This window comes from Faecalicatena contorta (genome assembly GCF_003149105.1).
GTDB lineage: Bacteria > Bacillota > Clostridia > Lachnospirales > Lachnospiraceae > Muricomes > Muricomes contortus_C.
In genome coordinates this window covers 428,383-450,376 of record NZ_QGDS01000003.1, presented here as the reverse complement: position 1 = coordinate 450,376, position 21,994 = coordinate 428,383, and the positions used below count along the sequence as shown (strand labels likewise).

Here is a 21,994-nt window from a genome sequence, read left to right as displayed (position 1 = left end):
TACATAGTTTTAAAGAGATATATCAATTTATGAGTGGTTATTTCACTCATCTTTTATTTGTAAGAGGAAATCATTTGTGTTATTATAATTTCATATCAATCGGCAGGCGTTCATGCCACATTCAAGCCGTGAAAACTCATTTCGGCGCTTCCATATCGGAGCACTATCCGTGAATGAACATTTTTATTACTACATGAAAAACTTTATGATTTAAGGAAGGAGTATGCCTATGGCAAAAAGACTGTAAGATTATTTTCCAATGATTCGGACTCGGAAGGAGGTGCTGGATGAGATTGGAGAACGCGGGGAACTGCTGGTTATATTTGAGGAGTGGAGCGAGGAACGTCAGGAAGAATTTTTGAATTTCTGCACAGGAGCAAGAGGCGTGAAGGTTCTTTATGACAGCTTTTTCAAAGAACTATTCAGTCCGGAATACCACCCGGAGCGTATTGAGAGATTTCTTTCCCTTTTATTGAACAAAGAAGTGAAGATTGCCCAGATACTGCCGAATGATTCTGTCAGAATAGCAGATGAGTGTACTTTGTTGGTTACTGATATTGTGGTGGAGCTGGAGGATGGAAGCCTGGGAAATATTGAAATCCAAAAAATCGGGTATGCATTTCCTGGTGAACGTATGGCGTGTTACTCGTCAGATTTACTGCTGAGACAGTATAAAAGGGTGCGTGCGAGAAGAAAGGATAAGTTTACATACAGGGACATAAAAACAGTGTATACTATTGTACTGTTTGAGAAAAGCACAGAGGAATTTCATGCTGTGAAGAACCAGTATATACATAGAGGAAAACAGAGGTTTGATACGGGCCTTGGGGTAAATACTTTGCAGGAGTATATCCTCATCCCACTTGACATCTTTAGGGAAAACACGCACAATAAAGGCATAAAAAATGAGCTGGATGCATGGCTCATGTTTATTAGCTTTGATGACCCGGAAAAGATAATAGAATTGATAGAAAGTTATCCGGAATTCAAAACAATGTATGAGGAAATGTATCAGATGTGTTTGAACATGGAAAGGGTGATGGGTATGTTCTCAAAGGAATTGCGGGAGCTGGACCGGAATACGGTGCAGTACATGATTGAAGAGCAGGAAAAGAAGCTGGCGGAAAAGCAGAAAGAGGTAGCAGAAAAGCAGAAAGAGGTAGCAGAAAAGCAGAAAGAGGTAGCGGAAAAGCAGAAAGAGATAGCGGAAAAGCAGAAAGAACTAGAAACACAGCAAAAGCAACTAGAGAAACAAAGGGAGCAGACGGAAGAGTGGAAAAGAAAGTCTCAGGAGAACGAAAGTGAAATTGAGGAGCTGAAAAGAAAACTAAAGATATTGGAAGATGAGCGGCTGTAACATATGTATTATATCCTTTCATAAAATCTTCGGAAACCGAGTAAAAAATAGGTTGCAAAAGTCAGGGCTATATAGTATAATCTTTACAATTTGAGAACGAGGGCGCTCTGGAATGAAAGACTCCAAGAGTGCCTTTGTTATGTAATTGAAAACATAGTTTCCTATTACATAACAACCCTCCGGGGGATACGCACTGCGGCGTAAGAGGTAGATGTCGCCATGCGACCGCCGCAGGCGCAAGGGTTTGTGAAGCAAACTCTTTGTTTTGTAATAAAGTATGTCATTACATAACAATTCTCAAGGGATGTGCACTGCACGATAAGGTAGAGGAAGGGAATAGGTGAACATATGAAAGCGTTTCTAATACTGGAAGATGGAACCGTATTTACGGGGAAAAGTATTGGTTCTAAAAAAGAGATGATAAGTGAAATTGTATTTAATACCTCCATGACAGGATATTTAGAGGTACTGACTGACCCTTCTTATGCGGGACAGGCTGTGGTGATGACCTATCCGCTGATTGGGAATTATGGGATTACGCCGGATATGGAATCGAAGAAGGCGTGGCCGGATGGTTATATTGTAAGGGAATTGTCCCGTATGCCCAGCAATTTCCGTTGTGAGAAAACGATCCAGGATTTTCTTGAGGAGCAGGATGTTCCTGGGATTGCCGATGTGGATACCCGTGCTCTTACCAAGATTTTACGGGAAAAGGGTACTATGAACGGAATGATTACTACCAATGAAAATTATAATATGGAAGAAATTCTTCCGAAGTTGAAATCCTATAAAGTAGGAGATGTTGTTTCTAAAGTGACTTGCAGCGAGAAATATGTGCTGGAAGGAAACGGAAAGAAAGTTGCGCTTTTGGATTTAGGTGCTAAAAATAATATTGCCAATTCTTTAAATAATTGTGGTTGTGAGGTAACTGTTTACCCGGCTCATACAACTGCAGAAGAAATCATTTCAGCTAATCCTGACGGTATCATGCTTTCTAATGGTCCTGGTGACCCTGCAGACTGCATTTCTATTATCGAAGAAATCAAGAAATTATATCATACGGACATTCCTATTTTTGCTATTTGTCTGGGACATCAATTGATGGCTTTGGCTTCTGGTGCTGCTACCCATAAGCTTAAATACGGACACCGGGGCGGCAATCATCCGGTAAAAGATTTAAGGACAGGAAGAGTGTATATATCTTCTCAGAATCATGGATATGTGGTGGATGACAAGAGTATGGATTCAAACACAGCAGTTCCTGCATTTGTGAATGTAAATGACGGAACAAATGAAGGTCTGGAATATAAGGGGAAACAGATATTTACTGTACAGTTTCATCCGGAAGCGTGCCCGGGCCCCAAGGATTCAGATTACCTGTTTGAAAGATTTATGGATATGATGGGAGGAGTAAAATAATGCCTAAGGATAATAGTATTAAAAAAGTATTAGTCATTGGTTCTGGTCCTATTGTCATCGGACAGGCAGCAGAGTTTGATTATGCAGGGACACAGGCGTGCCGCTCCCTGAAGGAAGAGGGGATTGAAGTTGTGCTGCTCAATTCCAATCCAGCCACAATCATGACAGACAAAGATATTGCAGACAAAGTGTATATTGAACCCCTTACTTTAGAGGTTGTAAAGCAGTTGATAAAGGAGGAAAAGCCGGACAGTGTGCTGCCCACTCTCGGAGGTCAGGCAGGTCTGAATCTGGCAATGGAGCTGGACGAGGATGGCTTTTTAAAAGAAAATGATGTCCGGCTCATAGGAACCACATCTGAGACAATTAAGAAAGCAGAGGATCGCCTGGAGTTTAAGGCTACTATGGAAAAAATCAATGAGCCTGTAGCGCCTTCCCTGGTTGTGGAAAATGTGGGGGATGGCCTTGCATTTGCTAATGAAATTGGCTATCCGGTTGTACTTCGCCCTGCATACACTCTTGGAGGAAGCGGCGGCGGTATTGCAAGAGATTCCAGGCAGTTGATGGAAATACTGGAAAATGGTCTGAGGCTTTCCCGGGTGGGGCAGGTCTTAGTGGAGCGCTGCATTGCGGGCTGGAAGGAAATTGAATACGAAGTGATGCGTGACAGTATAGGAAACTGTATCACCGTTTGTAATATGGAAAATATCGACCCTGTTGGTGTACATACAGGAGATAGCATTGTTGTTGCTCCGTCACAGACTTTGGGAGACAGGGAGTACCAGATGCTGCGTACTTCCGCACTGAATATTATCAGTGAACTAAATATTACCGGTGGATGTAATGTGCAGTATGCCCTTCATCCGGAGAGTTTCGAGTACTGTGTAATTGAGGTAAACCCACGGGTGAGCCGTTCTTCCGCACTTGCGTCCAAGGCTACTGGTTATCCCATTGCAAAGGTGGCAGCAAAGATTGCGCTGGGATATACTCTGGATGAAATTAAAAATGCCATCACAGGGAAAACTTACGCAAGTTTTGAGCCTATGCTGGATTATTGTGTGGTAAAAATCCCCAGACTTCCCTTTGACAAGTTTATCAGTGCCAAGAGAACCCTGACTACGCAGATGAAGGCTACCGGAGAAGTGATGAGTATTTGTGATAATTTCGAAGGGGCACTGATGAAGGCAATCCGCTCATTGGAGCAGCATGTGGACAGCCTGATGTCCTATAATTTCACGGGCCTTTCCGTGGATGAGCTGACGGAACAACTGGCAATTGTAGATGATATGCGTATCTGGAGAATTGCAGAAGCAATCCGCAGGGGCATAAGCTATGAGATCATTCACGATATTACAAAAATAGACAACTGGTTTATTGATAAGTTTGCCATTATTGTGGAGATGGAGCAAGCTCTGAAAACAGAACCGCTCACTCCCGAATTATTAGAAGAAGCGAAAAAGATGGAATTTCCCGATAACGTAATTGCAGCTCTGACCGGAAAGGCGGAGCGGGAAATCCATGATATGCGTCATAAAAATGGAATTGTGGCAGCTTACAAGATGGTAGATACTTGTGCGGCGGAATTTGCAGCAGCAACACCGTATTACTATTCTGTATATGGAAGAGAGAATGAAGTAGAAGAAACAAAAGACCGGAAGAAAGTTCTGGTGCTCGGCTCCGGGCCAATCCGAATCGGACAGGGTATCGAGTTTGATTTTTGTTCCGTACACTGTACATGGGCATTTTCCAAAGAGGGCTATGAGACAATTATTGTAAATAATAACCCGGAAACTGTAAGTACGGACTTTGATATTGCTGACAAACTCTATTTTGAGCCTTTGACTCCGGAAGATGTGGAGAGCATTGTAGATTTGGAGAAACCAGATGGGGCTGTAGTGCAGTTTGGAGGGCAGACTGCTATTAAGCTGACAGAAAGTCTGATGAAGATGGGAGTACCCATACTGGGGACTTCTGCGGAAAACGTAGATAAAGCAGAAGACCGGGAATTATTTGATGAAATCTTAGAGAAATGTGAGATACCGCGCCCCACAGGAGGGACTGTATTTACCGCTGAGGAGGCAAAGGAGGTTGCAAACCGTTTGGGTTACCCGGTACTGGTAAGGCCTTCCTATGTATTGGGCGGCCAGGGGATGCAGATTGCAATTAATGACTATGATATTGATGAATTTATTGGTATCATCAACCGGATAGCACAGGATCATCCTATTTTGGTAGATAAATATCTGCAGGGGAAAGAAATTGAAGTGGATGCTGTATGTGATGGTGAGGATATCCTGATACCAGGAATCATGGAACATATTGAGCGTGCTGGAATCCACTCCGGTGACAGTATTTCTGTTTATCCTGCTCAAAGCCTGACACAAAAAGCAAAGGATAAGATTGCGGAGTACACAAAAAGACTGGCTAAATCCCTCCATGTTATTGGACTGATTAACATTCAGTTCATCGTATGCGGAGAGGAAGATGTCTATGTCATCGAAGTGAACCCCCGTTCCAGCCGTACAGTGCCGTATATCAGCAAAGTAACAGGGATTCCGATTGTACCGCTGGCAACGAAGGTTATTACTGGAAGTAAAATTAGAGAATTGGGCTATACTCCGGGGCTTCAGAAAGAAGCAGATTATATTGCAGTCAAAATGCCCGTATTTTCCTTTGAGAAAATCAGGGGCGCAGACATTAGTCTGGGACCTGAAATGAAATCCACAGGAGAGTGTCTGGGAATTGCAAAAACATTTGACGAGGCATTGTATAAAGCATTTCTGGGAGCAGGAATTAATCTGCCGAAATATAAGAATATGATTATGACGGTCCGTGATGAGGACAAACCAGAGGCCGTAGAAGTGGGACGCAGATTTGAGAAAATCGGATACCGCATTTTTGCTACGAAGAGTACGGCCGAGGCCCTCAGGGAAGGTGGAGTAAAAGCAATCCCGGTCCGTAAAATAGAACAGGAATCCCCAAACCTGCTGGATTTGATTTTAGGACATGAAATTGACCTGGTAATTGATACTCCTGCCCAGGGAGCAGACCATTCTAAAGATGGATTCATAATCAGAAGGAATGCAATTGAAACAGGAGTGAATGTTCTGACATCGATGGATACTGCAAAAGCATTGATTACCAGTCTGGAGAATACGGATATCAGAAAGCTGACCTTGATTGATATTGCGACTGTACAGTAAGCAGGCAGTACTTGCACTTGCTTACCGGCCCCGCCCTATTTTACCAAATTCCCATCAGATGCTGCATAAGCAGACTGACAAGGGTTATTCCTGCCCAGCAGCAAAATCCTGTAAATATGGGTTTTGCACCTGTTTTTACTAGTTTTATGATATTAGTATTAAGCCCTACTGCCGCCATTGCCATCATAATCAGAAATTTACTCAGATTTTTCAGAGGAGCGGTGATGCCGGCGGGAAGGTGGAACACTGTGGTGACAACAGACGCCAGCACGAAGAACAAAACAAAATAGGGAAATGTTTTTTTGAGACTGAAGGAAGAACCTTCGGTCTTTTTTTCTTTTCTGCTTCTATAAGCAGCCAGTATCAGAGTAATGGGGATGATTGCCAGTGTACGCGTCATTTTTACAATAGCAGCCGCTTCCAGAGTGTTACTGGAATGCATTCCATCCCATGCAGCTGCGGCTGCTGTTACGGAGGATGTATCGTTGATGGCGGTTCCTGCAAATAATCCAAATCCTTCATTGCTCAAGTGAAGCATCCCTCCCAGTGCCGGAAAAATCAATGCAGCAATGACGTTGAAAAGGAAAATAACGGAAATGGATTGTGCAATCTCTTCATCTGTTGCCTGGATGGCAGGTGCTGCAGCGGCAATTGCAGAACCACCGCATATGGAAGAGCCGACTCCCACCAGTACGGCATTATTCGGATGAAGCTTTAGTGCCTTATACAGGATAAATGCAATTATCAGGGAAATACTGATAGTTACAATGATAATAGGAAGTGACTGCTTCCCCTTTGCAAGAATTTCTGACAGGTTCATACCAAAACCTAAAAATACAACGGCTGTCTGTAAAATCTTTTTAGAGGTGTAAGTAATGCCCGGCTGTATGTACTCTTTCTGCCCAATGATAAGGGCCAAAATCATACCTAATAATATAGCAAACACCGGGCCTCCTGCCACGGGGAAAATTTTTCCAAGAAACCATGACGGAAATGCAATAACAAAGCAAAATAAAATCCCCGGCCCTTTTTGTTTGAGAAAGTTCATATTTTGAATCCTCCATTCCTTTTTAATTTCAGGTTGATGCAGCGAAGAAAAACTGGCGTAACTGTTCAGGGCAGGACTGTGCATTTATTGCACAGTCCGTATGAAAACATGGAACATGCAATAGCAAGCCCCATCGCCAAAGGCGATTTTCATGGGCTTGCGGGGTATCTGTTCATGGGTTCTGAACGGATACAAACTGGCTATAAAAAGGAAATTCTTTCGCCGAGAATTATGATATCATATCAAAATCATAAAATAAAATTATATATATTTATTTTATGATAATAATATGTTATACTTGGTTGGGAGTTATTTATATATGGGCGGAGCTTTTGCGCGAAGAAGGCTTCGCCCTGATTTTTAGTGAGTGAGGATTATGCTGGATTTTCGAATGAAAACATTCCTGATGGTATGTGAATGTATGAATTTTACAAGGGCAGCGGAAGAACTGAATATTACACAGCCGGCGGTATCCCAGCATGTACGGCATCTGGAAAATTATTATAATACCAGGCTGTTCCACTATGAGGGTAAGAAATTAAGGCTGACAGAAGCGGGAGAGATGCTTCGTAATGCTTCCCTTACGATGATGCATGATGAATCATCTTTAAAGGGACGGATAGAACATTTATCTGAGGGCAGGCAGAATATCCGTTTCGGTGCTACAATGACAGTCGGAGAAGTGGTGATGCCTGGGGTACTAGAACAGTGCCTGCAAAATGACCCGGAAGTACATTTACATATGGAAGTGGCAAATACGCAGGAACTTTTAAATAGACTTGATAATGGAAAGATAGATTTTGCCATAGTAGAGGGGTTCTTTAAAAAAACAGAATACGATTTTCTTCATTATTCTACAGAGAAGTATGTGGCAGTATGCAGTCCTTCGTACCGGTTTCAAAAAATACCCGTACGGCTTGAGGATGTATTTTGTGAGCGTCTGCTTCTGAGGGAGCCAGGGTCCGGGACCCGTGAAGTGCTTGAGCGCTTCCTGGATTCCCAGAATTACGGCATGGAGGATTTTGAAAAAACGGCAGAAATAGGCAGCCTGCATACAATTAAGGAGTTGGCAAAGGCTGGCTGCGGTATTACGTTTCTGTATGAAATTGCAGTTAAGGAAGAACTGGAAAAGGGTGAGCTGAAGCTGATAAATCTGGAAAATTGTCAGATTTATCATGACTTTACATTTATCTGGCCAAGAGGAAGTATCTATGCGGATACCTACTCCGGGCTATTCCAACAGTTTACTGGAAACGCTCCATATTTTATATATGATATATAAAAAAAGGTGATAATAATGCAAAACTTTGTTACTAATGCTGAAATACTTTGTGGTTAAAATGTGGGCTACGACTGTGGAGCACAAGAAAGGCGGTCAGGAGTATGAAGATACAGCGCAAAGATAAGATTATTAAGTTAATATCAGAAAACAGAATGATGAAAGCTCATGAACTGGCGGAATACTTTCAGGTGTCTATGGAGACGGTCAGACGGGACCTGACTAAACTGGAGGCAGAGGGTATCATCCGCAGAGTTCACGGGGGAGCTGTACTGAATATGTCCCACAGTCTGGAGCCGGATTTTTCTTACCGGGAAATCAAGAATTTTGAGGAAAAGATTCTGATTGGGAAAAAGGCAGTATCTTTTGTGGAGGAAGGCGACACAATAATCATTGATTTAGGAACCACCACTTTGGAGTTTGCCCGGTTCCTGAAAGGAAAAAAGAATGTTACAGTGCTTACAAATTCACTAAAGATTGCGGTAGAGCTTATGGATGACCCTGGAATTACTGTTATTATTCTGGGCGGGGTTGTGAGAAGAGGGGAAGGAACCACCTCCGGATACTGGGCGGAAGATGTGGTTGACCAGTTCCATGTGGAGAAACTATTTCTCGGTGTGGGAAGTATGGAGCCGGAAAAAGGCATCATGGATTATCATATTGAAGAAACGAATCTTCGAAGACATTATTTAAAGCATACAAAACAGGTGATTGCACTGGCTGACTACACCAAGTTCGGCATCACTGCATTGAATAAGGTCTGTTCTACAGAGCAGGTAGATATACTGGTTACTGATGAAAGAGCGGACAAAAAGATGTTAAAACAGTTTCGGGAACGGGGGGTCACAGTAGTTTTAGCCTAAAATAAGTGAAAACAAGGTCTTTACTAAAAATGTGGGAAAAGTTGTGAATTGCAGCTTATCCCACATTTTTTAATGGGGAATCTTATGGAAAATACACAAAAAAGTGAAGAATTGGCCGTTTGCAAAGAAAAAGATATTGTGATATTGTCTGCTTGATAGAAAGAGATATCGGCCGTATCAATGCATCTATTCAAAAAAAATAAGGAACAAGAGTGAGGTATAGCAATGACATTTGATCAAGTTATATTGTGGGTAATGGCTATAGGTCTTTTAATTGGAGCAGGCGACAAAATCACTGGAAATCATTTGGGGTTAGGAGAAAAGTTTGATGAAGGTTTCCAGGCTATGGGTCCCCTGGCGTTGGGGATGGTAGGAATTGTTTGTCTTGCACCTGTAATTTCAAACCTGTTAGGTCCGGTGCTGATTCCGGCCTGTGAGGCAATCGGAGCCGATCCGGCGTTATTTGGTTCTATTCTTGCTAATGATATGGGAGGATATTCTTTGGCGATGGAACTTTCACAAAATGAACAGGCTGGTTTATTTGCGGGAAATATCGTAGCATCAATGCTTGGATGTACACTTGTATTTTCAATTCCGGTAGGACTTGGATTGATTGAAAAAAAGGACAGACCTTATTTTTCAAAGGGACTTTTAATAGGGCTTATTACGATTCCGATTGGATGCGTGTTTGGAGGCATGATTGCAGGTTTTCCTGCTATCCTCATAATAAAAAACACACTGCCGATTTTGATTATTTCCCTGCTTTTGGCACTGGGACTGAAAATAATCCCTGAAAAGATGATTAAAGGATGTACCATATTCGGACAGTTTATTACGATAGTTATCTATGTGGGGCTGGCCTGCGCGGCATTTGAATTTATTACAGGAGTTGTAATTATCAAAGGGATGGCGCCTATCATGGAGGGTATGAATTCCATTGCAGGAATCGGCATTGTGCTTCTTGGAACATTTCCTGTACTTGCTATTCTTGTAAAGGTTCTGGATAAACCCTTGAATATGGTGGGAAGGAAAATGGGGCTGGATGCAACAAGTGCGGCAGGACTTGTATTCACACTGGCCAATTCCGTTCCCGTATATACGATGATGAAAGATATGAAGAAAAGGGGAATCATTATTAACACAGCGTGGCTTGTTCCGGCAACAGCAGCGCTGGGAGATCATCTGGGATTCACGGCTGGAGTTCAGCCGACGATGATTACACCGGTTGTAACCGGAAAACTGATTGCAGGAGCAGCAGCTGTCATATTGGGATATTTCATGACAAAGGGAATGAAAGAAGAGCAAGGATTACAAGAATTGAAATCAGAAAGGGAAGGTCAAAATGAGTAAATATTATATGGGTATCGATCAGGGGACGACAGGTACAACAGTATTGATTCTTAATGAGGAGTGGGAATGTCTTTCAAGAGGATACAAAGAGCACACACAGTATTACCCACAGCCGGGATGGGTAGAGCATGACCCCCTGGAAATATGGGACAGAATTTTAGATGCGGTAGATATGGCAGTGAAAGAAACAGAGATCAACATGGATGATGTTGCCTGTATGGGACTTGACAATCAGGGTGAGACCGTAGTTTTATGGGATAATGTTACCGGTATCCCGGTTTATAATGCGATTGTCTGGCAGGACAGAAGAACTGCAAGAAACGCGGATGCCATAGCTAAAAAGCATGGTGATATGATTCGTGAAAAGACAGGGCTTATTGTAGATGCCTATTTCAGTGCTACAAAAATAAAATGGATTATCGAAAATGTTGATGGTGTAAAAGAAAAGATTGAGAGAAACAGAATCAATGCAGGAACCCTTGATACATGGATGATTTGGAAACTGACTCATGGCAGGGTGTTTGTAACAGACCAGTCAACTGCATCCAGAACTATGTTGTTTAACATACATACAGGAGACTGGGATGACGAAATTTTAGAAGCCCTCGATATACCAAGGTCCATTCTGCCCCAGATAAAAGACAGCTCTGAAGTATACGGGACAACAGACCCCTTAGATTTCTTTGGGGCCAGAACCCCTATTTCAGGGTCAGTCGTAGACCAGCAGGCGGCACTGTTCGGGCAGGCATGTTTTGAGCCGGGAACAGTAAAAACAACCTATGGAACAGGGTGTTTCATGTTGATGAATACAGGAGATAAACCGGTGTATTCCCCAAACGGCCTTTTGACAACCGTGGGCTGGGGGATTGATAAAGGGCAGACTACATTTGCACTGGATGGCGGAATCTATATTGCAGGTGCAGCAGTACAGTGGCTTAGGGATAAATTGAAAATCATTGAGAGTGCAGGAGAAACAGAAGAAATTGCAAAAAGTGTTCCTGATACAGGAGGTGTATTCTTTGTTCCGGCCTTTTCCGGTCTGGCTGCTCCCCATTGGGACCAGTATGCAAGAGGAACAATTGTTGGAATTACAGGCGGAACAACGAAAGAACAGATTGTCAGGGCGACTCTGGAGAGTATGGCATATCAGGTAAAAGATAATCTGGACGTTATGACAGGAGACTCAGGTATTCCTATTGAGGTAATGAGAGTAGACGGCGGAGCGGCAGTCAATGATTTTCTGATGCAGTTCCAGGCTGATATTCTGGGAATCCCTGTGGACGTTCCGGTAATCACTGAGACAACCGCACTGGGTGCCGCCTATCTGGCTGCATATGGTATCGGAGAATTTAAAAGTCTTGATGACATCAAAGGAAAATGGAAGCTAAAAAAGAGATACGAACCAAAGATGGATGAAGAGACCAGAACAAAACTTTTAAGACAATGGCACAAAGCTGTAGAACGTGCGAAAGACTGGGAAGAAGATTAATTGACGGAGGAAGAAATCATGGTGAAAACAGATGTAGTGGTAATCGGGGCCGGAGCCGTAGGATGTGCTATTGCAAGAGAACTATCAAAATATAAGGTAAAGGTCATCGTGGTGGATAAACGGGATGATGTAGGGGGAGACGCGTCCAAATCCAACAGCGCCATTATTCATACAGGGTACGATGCAGCACCGGGAACATTGGAATCACAGCTCGTAGTGGCAGCAAACCCGATGTATGAGCAGCTGACTAAAGACCTTGATATTCCCTTTGAAAAAATCGGAGCTATACTTCCGGCATTTACAGACGAACAGTTTCAAAATCTGCCGGCTATTAAAGAAAAAGCCTTCAAAAATCATGTTTATGATGTGGAATATTTGTCTAAAGAAGAAATACTTGAAAAAGAACCGGAATTGAATCCAGAAGTAAAAGGCGGGCTGTTTATCCCAAGAGAGAGTATTATTGATCCATTTGTTCTTGTTCAGGCACTGGCAGAAAATGCAAATGAAAACGGCGTGGATTTTATGCTGAACACAGAGGTAACTGACATTAAAATGGAAAAAGGTGCAGTGAAAGAAGTGGTGACTACCGCCGGAATTATTGAAACAAGTTATATTATTAATGCAGCGGCTCTTCACTGTGATGATATTGCGGCTATGGTTGGGAAAGCGGACTACAAAGTAGTGGCAAGACGGGGACAGTTCTATATCCTGGATAAGAATACAAGCTGCAAAGTTCGTAATATTGTTCTCCCAATTCCTACAAAAATAACAAAAGGAAAGCTGATGACACCTACAATACATGGCAATATGCTTGTGGGGCCGACTGCGGAAGACTTGCCGGACAAAGAGGATGTCTCTGTGACAACAGAGGGGCTTGACAGTATTTATGCAGATGTCCGGAAAATGATACCAGGGGTAAATATCTGTGATACGATTACACAATACAGCGGGCTCCGCCCAAACAGAAACCCTGAGGGGCTTCATGTTGACATATATGAGGATGTGAGGGGCTATGTAAATTTATCTGGTGTCAGATCCACTGGAATTACGTTAAGTGTTGCCATGGCAAAGTATGTAGTTGAAAAGCTAAAAGAAATTGGCTGTGAGCTGGTATTGAAAGATGATTTTAAGGCAACCAGGAAAGGCATTCCCTGCTTCCATGAAATGTCAGTGGAAGAGAAGGAGTCAATCATCAAAGAAAATCCTTTGTATGGAACTGTAATCTGCCGTTGTGAAACCATAACGGAAGGAGAGATTGTAGAAGCAATACATCGTCCAATAGGCGCAAAAACTGTTGATGCCATCAAGAGAAGGGTAAGAGCCGGAATGGGGCGCTGCCAGGGTGGATTCTGCGGACCGAAGGTCATCGAGATTCTCGCAAGGGAATTAGACCTACGCACGGACCAGATAGCCAAGAATCTGGAAGGTTCTTACATGGTAATCGGGAAAAACAAGTAAGCGTGAAAGACGAAAAGGAGAATAGATATGTATAACTTAACATGTGATGTGGCAATCATCGGCGGTGGACCGGCAGGTCTGTCAGCCGCCGTCGCTGCAAAAAAGGAAAGCGGCGGAAGGGTTCTGGTTATTGAAAGAGATGAGAGCATTGGAGGAATTTTACAGCAGTGTATCCACCCTGGGTTTGGATTAACTTATTTTAAAGAAGAGCTGACTGGGCCTGAGTATGCAGGACGTTTTGCAGATGAAGCAAAAGAGCTCGGAGTAGAGTTTTTATTAAACTCTATGGTGCTTGAAATGGATGAAAAATCAGGTACGGTTACCTGTGTAAACCGGGAATATGGAATGACTGCCATAACCGCAAAAAGTATTATTCTTGCCATGGGATGCAGGGAGAGGACCAGAGCGAATATTATGATACCAGGCTCACGCCCGGCAGGTGTTTATACAGCAGGTTCCGCACAGAGACTTGTCAACAGGCAAAACGAAATGGTAGGGAAAAAAGTTGTGATTCTTGGTTCTGGTGATATTGGAATGATTATGGCCAGAAGAATGACACTGGAAGGTGCGAAGGTACTGGCAGTTATTGAATTGATGGATTATCTGGCAGGTCTTACCCGAAATAAAGTACAATGTCTTGATGATTTTGAAATTCCGTTGTATCTTTCTCATACGATTACAAAAATTGAGGGCTATCAGAGAGTAAAAGGTGTTTATTTTGCAAAAGTTGACGAGAATAAAAAACCGATTCAGGAGACAGAGCAGTACATAGAATGTGATACAATACTTCTGTCTGTAGGACTCATACCGGAAAATGAGCTGACGAGAAAAGCATTGATTGATATTTCATCTATAACCAATGGTCCGAAAGTCAATCAATATATGCAGACCTCTTCAGAAAATGTATTCGCCTGCGGTAATGTGGTTCATGTTAATGATCTTGTGGATAACGTTAGTACAGAAAGTATAAAGGCTGGTAAATTTGCAGCACAGTATGCGATGAATACTCTGCCCAAGGAAGAAAAGGCAGTGGAAAATATAGCCGGGGAAAATGTCAGGTATCTGTGTCCCCAGTCAATCAGCGTATCTCCTGAAAGTGAAAAAGTAAGCCTTTACTTCAGAGTCCTTCATCCGGACCAAAATGTCAAAATTATTGCCAGAGACGGTGATAAGGTTCTTGCTTCTAAAAAGAGAATCCGGGTAAATCCGGGCGAAATGGAGGAGATAACTTTTAACACAGGATATATCAGCGGCAGCAGCGTGACGGTTGAAGTAGTAAAGGAGGGTCAGGAATCATGAAAAAAGAAATCATTTGTACAGTCTGCCCCATAGGATGCCATATAGCAGCAGAGGGTGAAGGAGATAATATTATCTCAATGGAAGGATATGGCTGTAAAAGAGGAGAACAGTATGCACATGCAGAGTTTGCACATCCGGTAAGAATCCTTACCACAACAGTGAAGACTGACAGTGAGAAAACCCCATTGATTCCCGTTCGTTCTGATAAACCAGTTCCGAAAGAAAAGATTATGGATTGTATGGCAGAAATCAGAAAATGCCTGGCAAAGGTGCCGGTAGGCGTGTATGATATATTGATTGAAGATGTCTGTGATACAGGAGTAAATATAGTAGCTACAGGAGCAGTAAAATAGGGGTGTAATTTCGGCAATCATAACAATAGGAGCCACACAACCTTAAATATAGAGTTGTGAGACTCCTATTGTTTATAATTAATCGTGCTTTTCCATCCACTCACTGATAAGCTTACAATATTTATCGTTTTCTTCAACATAGCACATATGTCTGCATCCAGCGAATAATTCCCATTTGGAACCTGGAATCAGATCATACATTGTCTTTGCGATAAGCGGCGTACACAAATCATCCGTTCCATTGATAATCAAAACAGGCTCTTTAATGTCTCCGATCTTATGGCGGTATTCCCATCCGCCCAGGCTTCCGGTCGGATTATATTCATTAGGTCCCCATCCTGCAACATAAGCTTCCACTCCTACTTTCTTAGGGCGGCGCAGGCACTCCGGTGAATCCTCGGTTACTTCGCCTGCACAGTGAAGCAGCATAAACCTGTCATTAGCAGCCAGGTAAGCCGGATCATCAAAATCCCCGGTTTTTTCTGCCTTGGCAATGGCATCCTGGTCTTCCTGTGACATATGTCTGATCATCCTGTGCTGCTCCTGAGCCCAGAGCTCAGCGGACGGCAAGGTGCTGGAAAGAATGACAGACTTGATACCTGCTGGTTTGTAATCACAGAGATATTCTATTGCAAGCATTCCTCCCCAGGACTGTCCCAGCATATGTATTTCATCCAGCCCCAAATGTTTTCTTAATTCAATCAACTCATTGTCCCATGTCTCAGAACACCAAAGCTCAGGGTGTCCGTCCACATAAGAGTTGCCGCAGCCAAGCTGATCGTAAAAGATGATGGCACGTCCCTCTTCTGCAAGTTTGTCTAATACCTCAAAATAGTTGTGTGTGGAGCCAGGACCGCCATGTAGTAAAACTAATGGTTTTTTATTACCTTTGCATTCCCCAACAATACGGTAATAGGTCTTGTACCCCAGATATGGCATATAGCCCTCAATGACCTTCATATAATAGTACCTCCTTGCCGTTTTACGGCCTTCTATAATACTTTTTAAGTATAACAGACTTGTCAGATGTTTTCAATATCCCGTACTATTTTGGGGTTTTCATAGTTAATTTCACGAAAGGGTTTTGGTCTGTTCCCTGATATATTGGAAGAACGGAATTAAATATGCCTTATCAATCCAATCACAGATTTTTCCTTCTGCTGCCAGGAATTCAGCGGCCCATAAGTCAAGCGTGGAGGGGTCTTTTTTTGATAATGCTTTTTTTAACATTCTGCATAATGTTCTGTCTTTAAAATCCATGTTACTTTCATCATAAGCCCCCCGGCCATAAAAAAAAGGAATTCCCACAGGAAGGTCTTTTAAAGAATGTTGTTTTATTTGTTCAAGTGCTTTTTCATCAAATGGGCTCGCTCCGACTGCAAATATTACAATTTTTTTACCTTCAAATTTTTTTAAATGTTTCTTTAAGAATTTGACTCCTGAAATACCGCCTGCGTAGATACCTCCGGCAATCACAATTAAATTATATTTGGAGAGATTACCCAAATCACAATTATCAATATCAAAAATATCACAGAGGAGCTCCTCTTTCATCATGTCAGCATATTTCTTTGTTGAGCCATATTTAGATTTATACAGTACTAAAATATTGTTCATACATCCGTCTCCTTTATTATGGAATTTTTTTCATCAGACAATCTCTTTTCTAAATTGTCAATACCTTCGTATAACCTCATGAATAGAGTGAAAAGTGCCTCGACTTCGTTATCAGTATAAAGTTCAAAAAGATAGCTTAATCTGCCCTGATAAAAACGAAATATATTTTCAAAATAATCAATCATTTTTTCTGTGGGATAAATGCATGCTGCACGGACATCTTTCTCGTTCTGTCTGATATTGACAAATCCTTTCCGCTCGAGGGCATAAGCAAGTTTTTTGATATTTTGCCTGGAACAGCCTAAAAGCTTTCCAAGTTGTGTAAAGGTCAGCTGCTCTTTAGATTGCCGGACCATTGTCAGAAGCATAAATTGTTTGAGTGATATGTCTGGAATATCATTGTCAAACAACGTTTGCAGTCTGTTGCCCGCAATAAACAGGGTGCTGAAAATTGCTTTTGTCTGATCTTCTTTTGAATGAGAAAATCTTTGTATCAAATCATTGATTTCCATAATTACCCCCCCTTATTGGTAACAAGTTACTAATATTATAACGTCTGGATGATGATTCGTCAATATAATAGTAGGTATAATTTTACACTTTGTTTTCATCCTCTTTATTATACAAATAGCACAAAGAATTTAACATTTAGACTGGTACATATAACATAAACGTCTATCAATCCTCTTGGTGTTTTACTATAATTAACACGAATGGAGAATATGTGCACAAATATCTCGCTTCATTTCCAGTATCACGTAACATATCAAACAAATTCAGGGAGGGTTTTTATGAGAAGAAGAGTCTTAGCAACTTTGCTGGTTTTAGTAATGAGCATTGCAGCATTAGCCGGCTGCGGCGGCAAATCAGGTGATAATTCAGCTAATAACGAGAAACAAGAAAAGCCGGATGGAATCGTCCTGGCAATCTGGGATAAGGTCCAGGAACCCGGTATCCGCAAGATCTGCGATGACTTTACCGCCGAAACCGGAATCGAAGTAGATATCCAGATCACCCCATGGGATCAGTATTGGACGATGCTCGAAGCAGGTGCCACTGGCGATTCTCTGCCTGATGTTTTCTGGATGCATGTCCGTGAAATCGAAAAGTATGCCCGGGCCGACATGCTCTTGGACCTGACAGAAAACATTGATGCCAGTGATAAAATATCAATGGATAATTATTTTACGGATGTAGCCCAGGCTTATAACTACAACGGAAAGCAATATGCAATCCCCAAAGACATTGATTCAATCGCGCTATGGTATAACAAAACACATTTTGACGAAGCAGGGCTTGCTTATCCTGATGACAGTTGGACCTGGGAAGATTTAAAAGAAGCAGCAGCAACTTTATCCAATGATGAACATAAAGGATTTGGTTCAAGAATCAAGAATTATCAGGAGGGCTGGTATAATCTTATCTACGGAAACGGCGGATATGTCATTAACGAGGTGAAAGACAAATCAGGATATGATGATCCCAAAACCATTGAAGCCATTGACTTCTTTGTTGATCTGGTGAAAGATGGATCATCTCCGGATAATACTGTTACAGCTGAAACCGATAATATAGCTCTGTTTGAATCAGGCGCTATCTCCATGTCATTGATGGGCTCATGGACTGCCGGAGAACTGACTGGCAATGATTATGTTAAGGAGCATGCCGGTGTTGCCATTATTCCTAAAACCGAAGATGGAACCAGAGTGTCAATCTATAATGGTCTGGGCTACGCTGCTGCTGCAAATACGACTTCACCTGATGAAGCCTGGTCTCTGATTGAATATCTGGGGTCCGAAACCGGCCAGAAAAAACAAGCGGAGTATGGGGTTACACTCTCTGCTTACAAAGGCGCATCCGATCAGTGGGCAGACCATGCCGAGGGCTTTGATCTTTCACCGTACATAGATGTAATGGATGAAACTCTGGTTTTCTACCCTCATTCAACCAATACGACCGCCTGGGAAGATATGTCCCTTGAATCTCTGGTAAAGGCATGGAACGGCGAGGTTAGTACCGAAGAAGCCTGTAAAGAGATTGCAGACAAAATGAACGCTTTACTGGCAGAGGAATAGATATGGCAAAAATCAAATCAATCAAAGAAACCCGTCAGAGCCGCAATGAATTTATATGGGGCTGGCTATTCGTCCTGCCAACTATGATTGGACTGATTATTTTAAATATTATCCCGATCTTCCAGACAATTTACCAAAGTTTTTTTAAAACCGGGGACTTCGGAAAGGGCAATATCTTCATCGGGCTTGAGAACTATCGGAATCTGGTCGAAGATCAGGCGGTCTGGCAATCCCTTATTAACACCGTAAAATATGCCATTATCGAGGTACCTTTTTCGATCATCATCGGCCTGGCAGCGGCCGTACTGCTAAACCGCAAGATGCGGGGGCGCACCATCTTCAGGACAATCTTTTTCCTGCCGATGGTGGCCGCCCCGGCGGCTGTCGCAATGGTCTGGCGGTGGATGTATAACTCAAAATTCGGATTACTCAATTACCTGCTGGGAAAGCTTGGTTTGGAACCGGTGAACTGGATTTCTGATCCCAAGATTGCTATTATTTCAATTGCAATCGTTGGAATCTGGTCGGTAATCGGCTATAACATGGTATTATTCTTAGCCGGTCTGCAGGAAATCCCGAAAGATTTTTACGAGGCCGCCGAAATTGACGGTGCCAGTCCAATCCGGCAGTTTTTTCATATTACCGTACCACTTATCTCACCGACCATGTTTTTTGTCTGTGTCACGAGGATTATTGCCGCATTTCAGATCTTTGACCTGATCTTCATGATGATGGACACTACGAACTCAGCTCTGCCCAAGGCCCAGACCTTATCCTATCTGTTTTACAAGTATTCATTTATGCAGAATAATAAAGGATATGGGTCGGCAATTGTTATTCTCCTGTTAGTGGTTATCCTGGTCATCACATTTGTCCAGATGAGAATTGAAAAGCACGTTAATTACGATTAAGGGAGGATAGAATGATGAAGAGTAAGAAAAAATATGCAAACTATATAATTTTTGCAGTTATGGTCTTAGGCGCTTTCATTATGATTGCTCCTTTTATCTGGATGGTCCTGACTGCCTTTAAAACGGTGACCGAGTCGACCAGCTTAAATCCCTTTGTTGTTTTTCCCAGCAAATGGCGATTAGACGCTTTTAAAGATGCCTGGTCTAAAATGGACTTTGTCCGCCTTTACCTTAACACCATCTTAATGCTGGCAGGACGGATAGTCTGTGCAGTGGTGACTGCAACCATGGCAGGATATGCGTTTGGCAGGCTGAACTTCAGAGGAAAAAATGTTGCTTTTCACTGGTTCTTTTTCAGATGATGGTGCCGCCGCAGATATTTATTATTCCCCAATATCTTATTGTAAACAAACTGGGGATGCTTAACACCATATTTTCACTGATATTCCCCGGCCTGGTATCTGCTTTTGGTACCTTTCTGCTTCGTCAGTCCTTTAAGAGTTTGCCGAAAGACCTGGAAGAAGCAGCACGGTTAGACGGATGCAATATTGGCCAGACATTTCTGCACATTATGATGCCGCTGGCCCGGTCAAATATGGTGGCGTTGGGAATCTTCACAGCGATTTTCGCCTATAAAGACCTGATGTGGCCGCTGGTCGCTAATACCGAGCAGTCCTCAATGCCGCTGTCCAGTGCACTGGCCAAGCTTCAGGGACAATTTCAGGCCAACTACCCGCAGCTGATGGCGGCTGCCCTGATTTCATGCATCCTCATAATTGTGATATATCTGATTTTCCAGCGGCAATTTATCGAGGGTATTGCTACGTCAGGCGGGAAGCTCTAACTTCCACATACCAATATAAAACATTACAACCAGGAGGTATACTATGATTAAAATAACTTTTATCGGGGCCGGCAGCACAATCTTTGCCCGGAACGTACTGGGCGACTGCATGTGCACACCCGCTCTGTGTAAGAGCGAAATCGCGCTGTATGACGTTAGTGAAGAGCGTCTGAATGATTCTGAAATTATCTTGCGGACACTAAATAAAAACATCAATCAAGACCGGGCTGTGATTAAGACCTATTTAGGCACCGTAAATAGAAAAAAGGCACTGGCAAACGCTGACTTTGTGGTTAATGCAATCCAGGTCGGAGGCTATGATCCCTGCACCATTACCGACTTTGAAATTCCCCGAAAATACGGTCTGAACCAGACAATCGCCGATACACTGGGCATCGGCGGAATTATGCGGGGACTGCGGACAATTCCGGTCCTTCGTGATATCGCCAAAGATATCGAAGAAGTTTGCCCAAAAGCCCTGTTCCTCAATTATACCAACCCAATGTCGATTCTGACGGGCTATATGCAGCGCTACACGAAGGTGCGCACAGTCGGTCTGTGCCACAGTGTTCAAAAATGTACTGAGGAATTATTCACCAATCTGGATATCAAAGGCCAGCTTGACGGGCATACTGAACTGATTGCCGGAATCAATCATATGGCGTGGTTGTTGGATATCCGGGACAAAGACGGCCAGGATATGTACCCCCAAATCAGAAAAATGGCAGCAGCAAAAAATGCCGGGATGAAACATGACGATATGGTCCGCTTTGAATATATCAACAATCTTGGCTATTACTGCACCGAATCAAGTGAGCATAATGCAGAATACAACAACTTTTTTATTAAGAGTAAATATCCGGAATTGATTGAACAATTTAATATCCCACTTGACGAATATCCCCGCCGGTGTAAAAAACAGATTGCTGAGTGGGAGGAAGAAAGAGACCGGATTTTAAAGAACGGTAAAATTACCCATAAACGATCTTTAGAATATGCATCGTATATTATGGAATCAATCGTTACCAATACCCCTTATAAAATTGGCGGAAATGTCCTGAATACGAATCTGATTACCAATCTGCCAGCCGAGGCATGTGTGGAAGTTCCATGCCTGGTCGACGGTAATGGGGTTATACCATGTCATGTCGGCAAGCTGCCGGTTCAGCTTGCTGCGATGAATCAGACCAATATCAATGTACAATTGTTGACAATTGAGGCTGCAGTATCTAAGAACCGTGAGCACATTTATCACGCTGCTATGCTGGATCCTCATACTTCTTCTGAGTTAAGTATTCCAGATATCAAAAAGATGTGTGATGAACTGATCGAAGCTCATAACGAATATATGGCTGATTTCCAATAAGCATTAAAAAGGCATTAGAAACAACAAGAGGTACAGCATCTAATATGTTGCTGTACCTTCTTT

General features: G+C 42.6%; 17 protein-coding genes and 1 pseudogene. 14 read left to right on the top strand and 4 right to left on the bottom strand.

Annotated features, from left to right (window positions below):
• The first annotated feature begins 259 nt into the window (after positions 1 to 259).
• The 3 genes from A8805_RS07830 to carB all read left to right on the top strand — a co-directional run bounded on the left by A8805_RS07830 (position 260) and on the right by carB (position 5,979).
• A complete protein-coding gene (locus tag A8805_RS07830; protein WP_242992299.1) occupies positions 260 to 1,357 on the top strand; it encodes a PD-(D/E)XK nuclease family transposase in 1,098 nt (365 codons plus the stop codon).
• A gap of 348 nt (positions 1,358 to 1,705) precedes the next feature.
• A complete protein-coding gene (locus A8805_RS07825) occupies positions 1,706 to 2,776 on the top strand; it encodes a carbamoyl phosphate synthase small subunit (protein ID WP_109709698.1) in 1,071 nt (356 codons plus the stop codon).
• On the top strand, positions 2,776 to 5,979 hold the full coding sequence (gene carB, locus A8805_RS07820; protein WP_109709696.1) for a carbamoyl-phosphate synthase large subunit: 3,204 nt from the start codon (positions 2,776 to 2,778) through the stop codon (positions 5,977 to 5,979). The genes A8805_RS07825 and carB overlap by 1 nt, the downstream gene beginning before the upstream one ends.
• Before the next feature lie 40 nt (positions 5,980 to 6,019).
• Here the strand turns inward: carB and A8805_RS07815 are convergent, their stop codons facing one another.
• Positions 6,020 to 7,027, bottom strand: coding sequence for a YeiH family protein (locus A8805_RS07815; protein ID WP_109709694.1), 1,008 nt, complete (start codon positions 7,025 to 7,027; stop codon positions 6,020 to 6,022).
• Between the two features lie 376 nt (positions 7,028 to 7,403).
• On the opposite strand from A8805_RS07815, the gene A8805_RS07805 reads away from it, so the two are divergent.
• The 7 genes from A8805_RS07805 (at position 7,404) to A8805_RS07775 (ending at position 15,118) form a co-directional block, all read left to right on the top strand.
• Positions 7,404 to 8,309: a LysR family transcriptional regulator gene (locus A8805_RS07805; protein ID WP_109709689.1), complete on the top strand. Its 906-nt coding sequence runs from the start codon at positions 7,404 to 7,406 to the stop codon at positions 8,307 to 8,309.
• A gap of 101 nt (positions 8,310 to 8,410) precedes the next feature.
• Entirely contained in the window at positions 8,411 to 9,169 is a 759-nt protein-coding gene (locus A8805_RS07800; protein WP_109709687.1) for a DeoR/GlpR family DNA-binding transcription regulator, read from the top strand.
• Positions 9,170 to 9,394: 225 nt separating this feature from the next.
• Complete coding sequence (locus tag A8805_RS07795; protein ID WP_109709685.1) at positions 9,395 to 10,519, top strand: ethanolamine utilization protein EutH; 1,125 nt, start codon at positions 9,395 to 9,397, stop codon at positions 10,517 to 10,519.
• Complete coding sequence (gene glpK, locus A8805_RS07790; protein ID WP_109709683.1) at positions 10,512 to 12,008, top strand: glycerol kinase GlpK; 1,497 nt, start codon at positions 10,512 to 10,514, stop codon at positions 12,006 to 12,008. Before A8805_RS07795 ends, glpK begins: the two co-directional genes overlap by 8 nt.
• An 18-nt stretch (positions 12,009 to 12,026) precedes the next feature.
• Entirely contained in the window at positions 12,027 to 13,466 is a 1,440-nt protein-coding gene (locus tag A8805_RS07785; protein WP_109709806.1) for an NAD(P)/FAD-dependent oxidoreductase, read from the top strand.
• A 27-nt stretch (positions 13,467 to 13,493) separates the two neighbouring features.
• Positions 13,494 to 14,765 (top strand): NAD(P)/FAD-dependent oxidoreductase, encoded by a 1,272-nt coding sequence (locus tag A8805_RS07780; RefSeq protein WP_109709680.1) that lies wholly within the window; start codon positions 13,494 to 13,496, stop codon positions 14,763 to 14,765.
• Positions 14,762 to 15,118, top strand: a complete 357-nt coding sequence (locus A8805_RS07775) for a DUF1667 domain-containing protein (RefSeq protein WP_109709678.1) — start codon at positions 14,762 to 14,764, stop codon at positions 15,116 to 15,118. The genes A8805_RS07780 and A8805_RS07775 overlap by 4 nt, the downstream gene beginning before the upstream one ends.
• Before the next feature lie 78 nt (positions 15,119 to 15,196).
• Here A8805_RS07775 and pepI read toward each other — a convergent pair whose 3' ends face one another.
• The 3 genes from pepI to A8805_RS07760 form a co-directional block, all read right to left on the bottom strand.
• Positions 15,197 to 16,078 (bottom strand): proline iminopeptidase, encoded by an 882-nt coding sequence (gene pepI / locus A8805_RS07770; protein WP_109709676.1) that lies wholly within the window; start codon positions 16,076 to 16,078, stop codon positions 15,197 to 15,199.
• Between the two features lie 111 nt (positions 16,079 to 16,189).
• Positions 16,190 to 16,735: a flavodoxin domain-containing protein gene (locus A8805_RS07765; RefSeq protein WP_109709674.1), complete on the bottom strand. Its 546-nt coding sequence runs from the start codon at positions 16,733 to 16,735 to the stop codon at positions 16,190 to 16,192.
• Positions 16,732 to 17,247, bottom strand: a complete 516-nt coding sequence (locus A8805_RS07760) for a MarR family winged helix-turn-helix transcriptional regulator (RefSeq protein ID WP_109709671.1) — start codon at positions 17,245 to 17,247, stop codon at positions 16,732 to 16,734. The genes A8805_RS07765 and A8805_RS07760 overlap by 4 nt, the downstream gene beginning before the upstream one ends.
• Positions 17,248 to 17,526: 279 nt before the next feature.
• Here A8805_RS07760 and A8805_RS07755 point away from each other — a divergent pair, with 279 nt between their 5' ends.
• The 4 genes and pseudogenes from A8805_RS07755 (at position 17,527) to A8805_RS07740 (ending at position 21,931) form a co-directional block, all read left to right on the top strand.
• A complete protein-coding gene (locus A8805_RS07755) occupies positions 17,527 to 18,810 on the top strand; it encodes an ABC transporter substrate-binding protein (protein WP_109709668.1) in 1,284 nt (427 codons plus the stop codon).
• 2 nt (positions 18,811 to 18,812) lie between these two features.
• Positions 18,813 to 19,721, top strand: a complete 909-nt coding sequence (locus A8805_RS07750) for a carbohydrate ABC transporter permease (RefSeq protein WP_109709666.1) — start codon at positions 18,813 to 18,815, stop codon at positions 19,719 to 19,721.
• A gap of 59 nt (positions 19,722 to 19,780) precedes the next feature.
• Positions 19,781 to 20,565: pseudogene (locus A8805_RS22940) on the top strand (carbohydrate ABC transporter permease).
• Between the two features lie 43 nt (positions 20,566 to 20,608).
• Complete coding sequence (locus A8805_RS07740) at positions 20,609 to 21,931, top strand: alpha-glucosidase/alpha-galactosidase (protein WP_109709664.1); 1,323 nt, start codon at positions 20,609 to 20,611, stop codon at positions 21,929 to 21,931.
• Positions 21,932 to 21,994 lie beyond the last annotated feature (63 nt).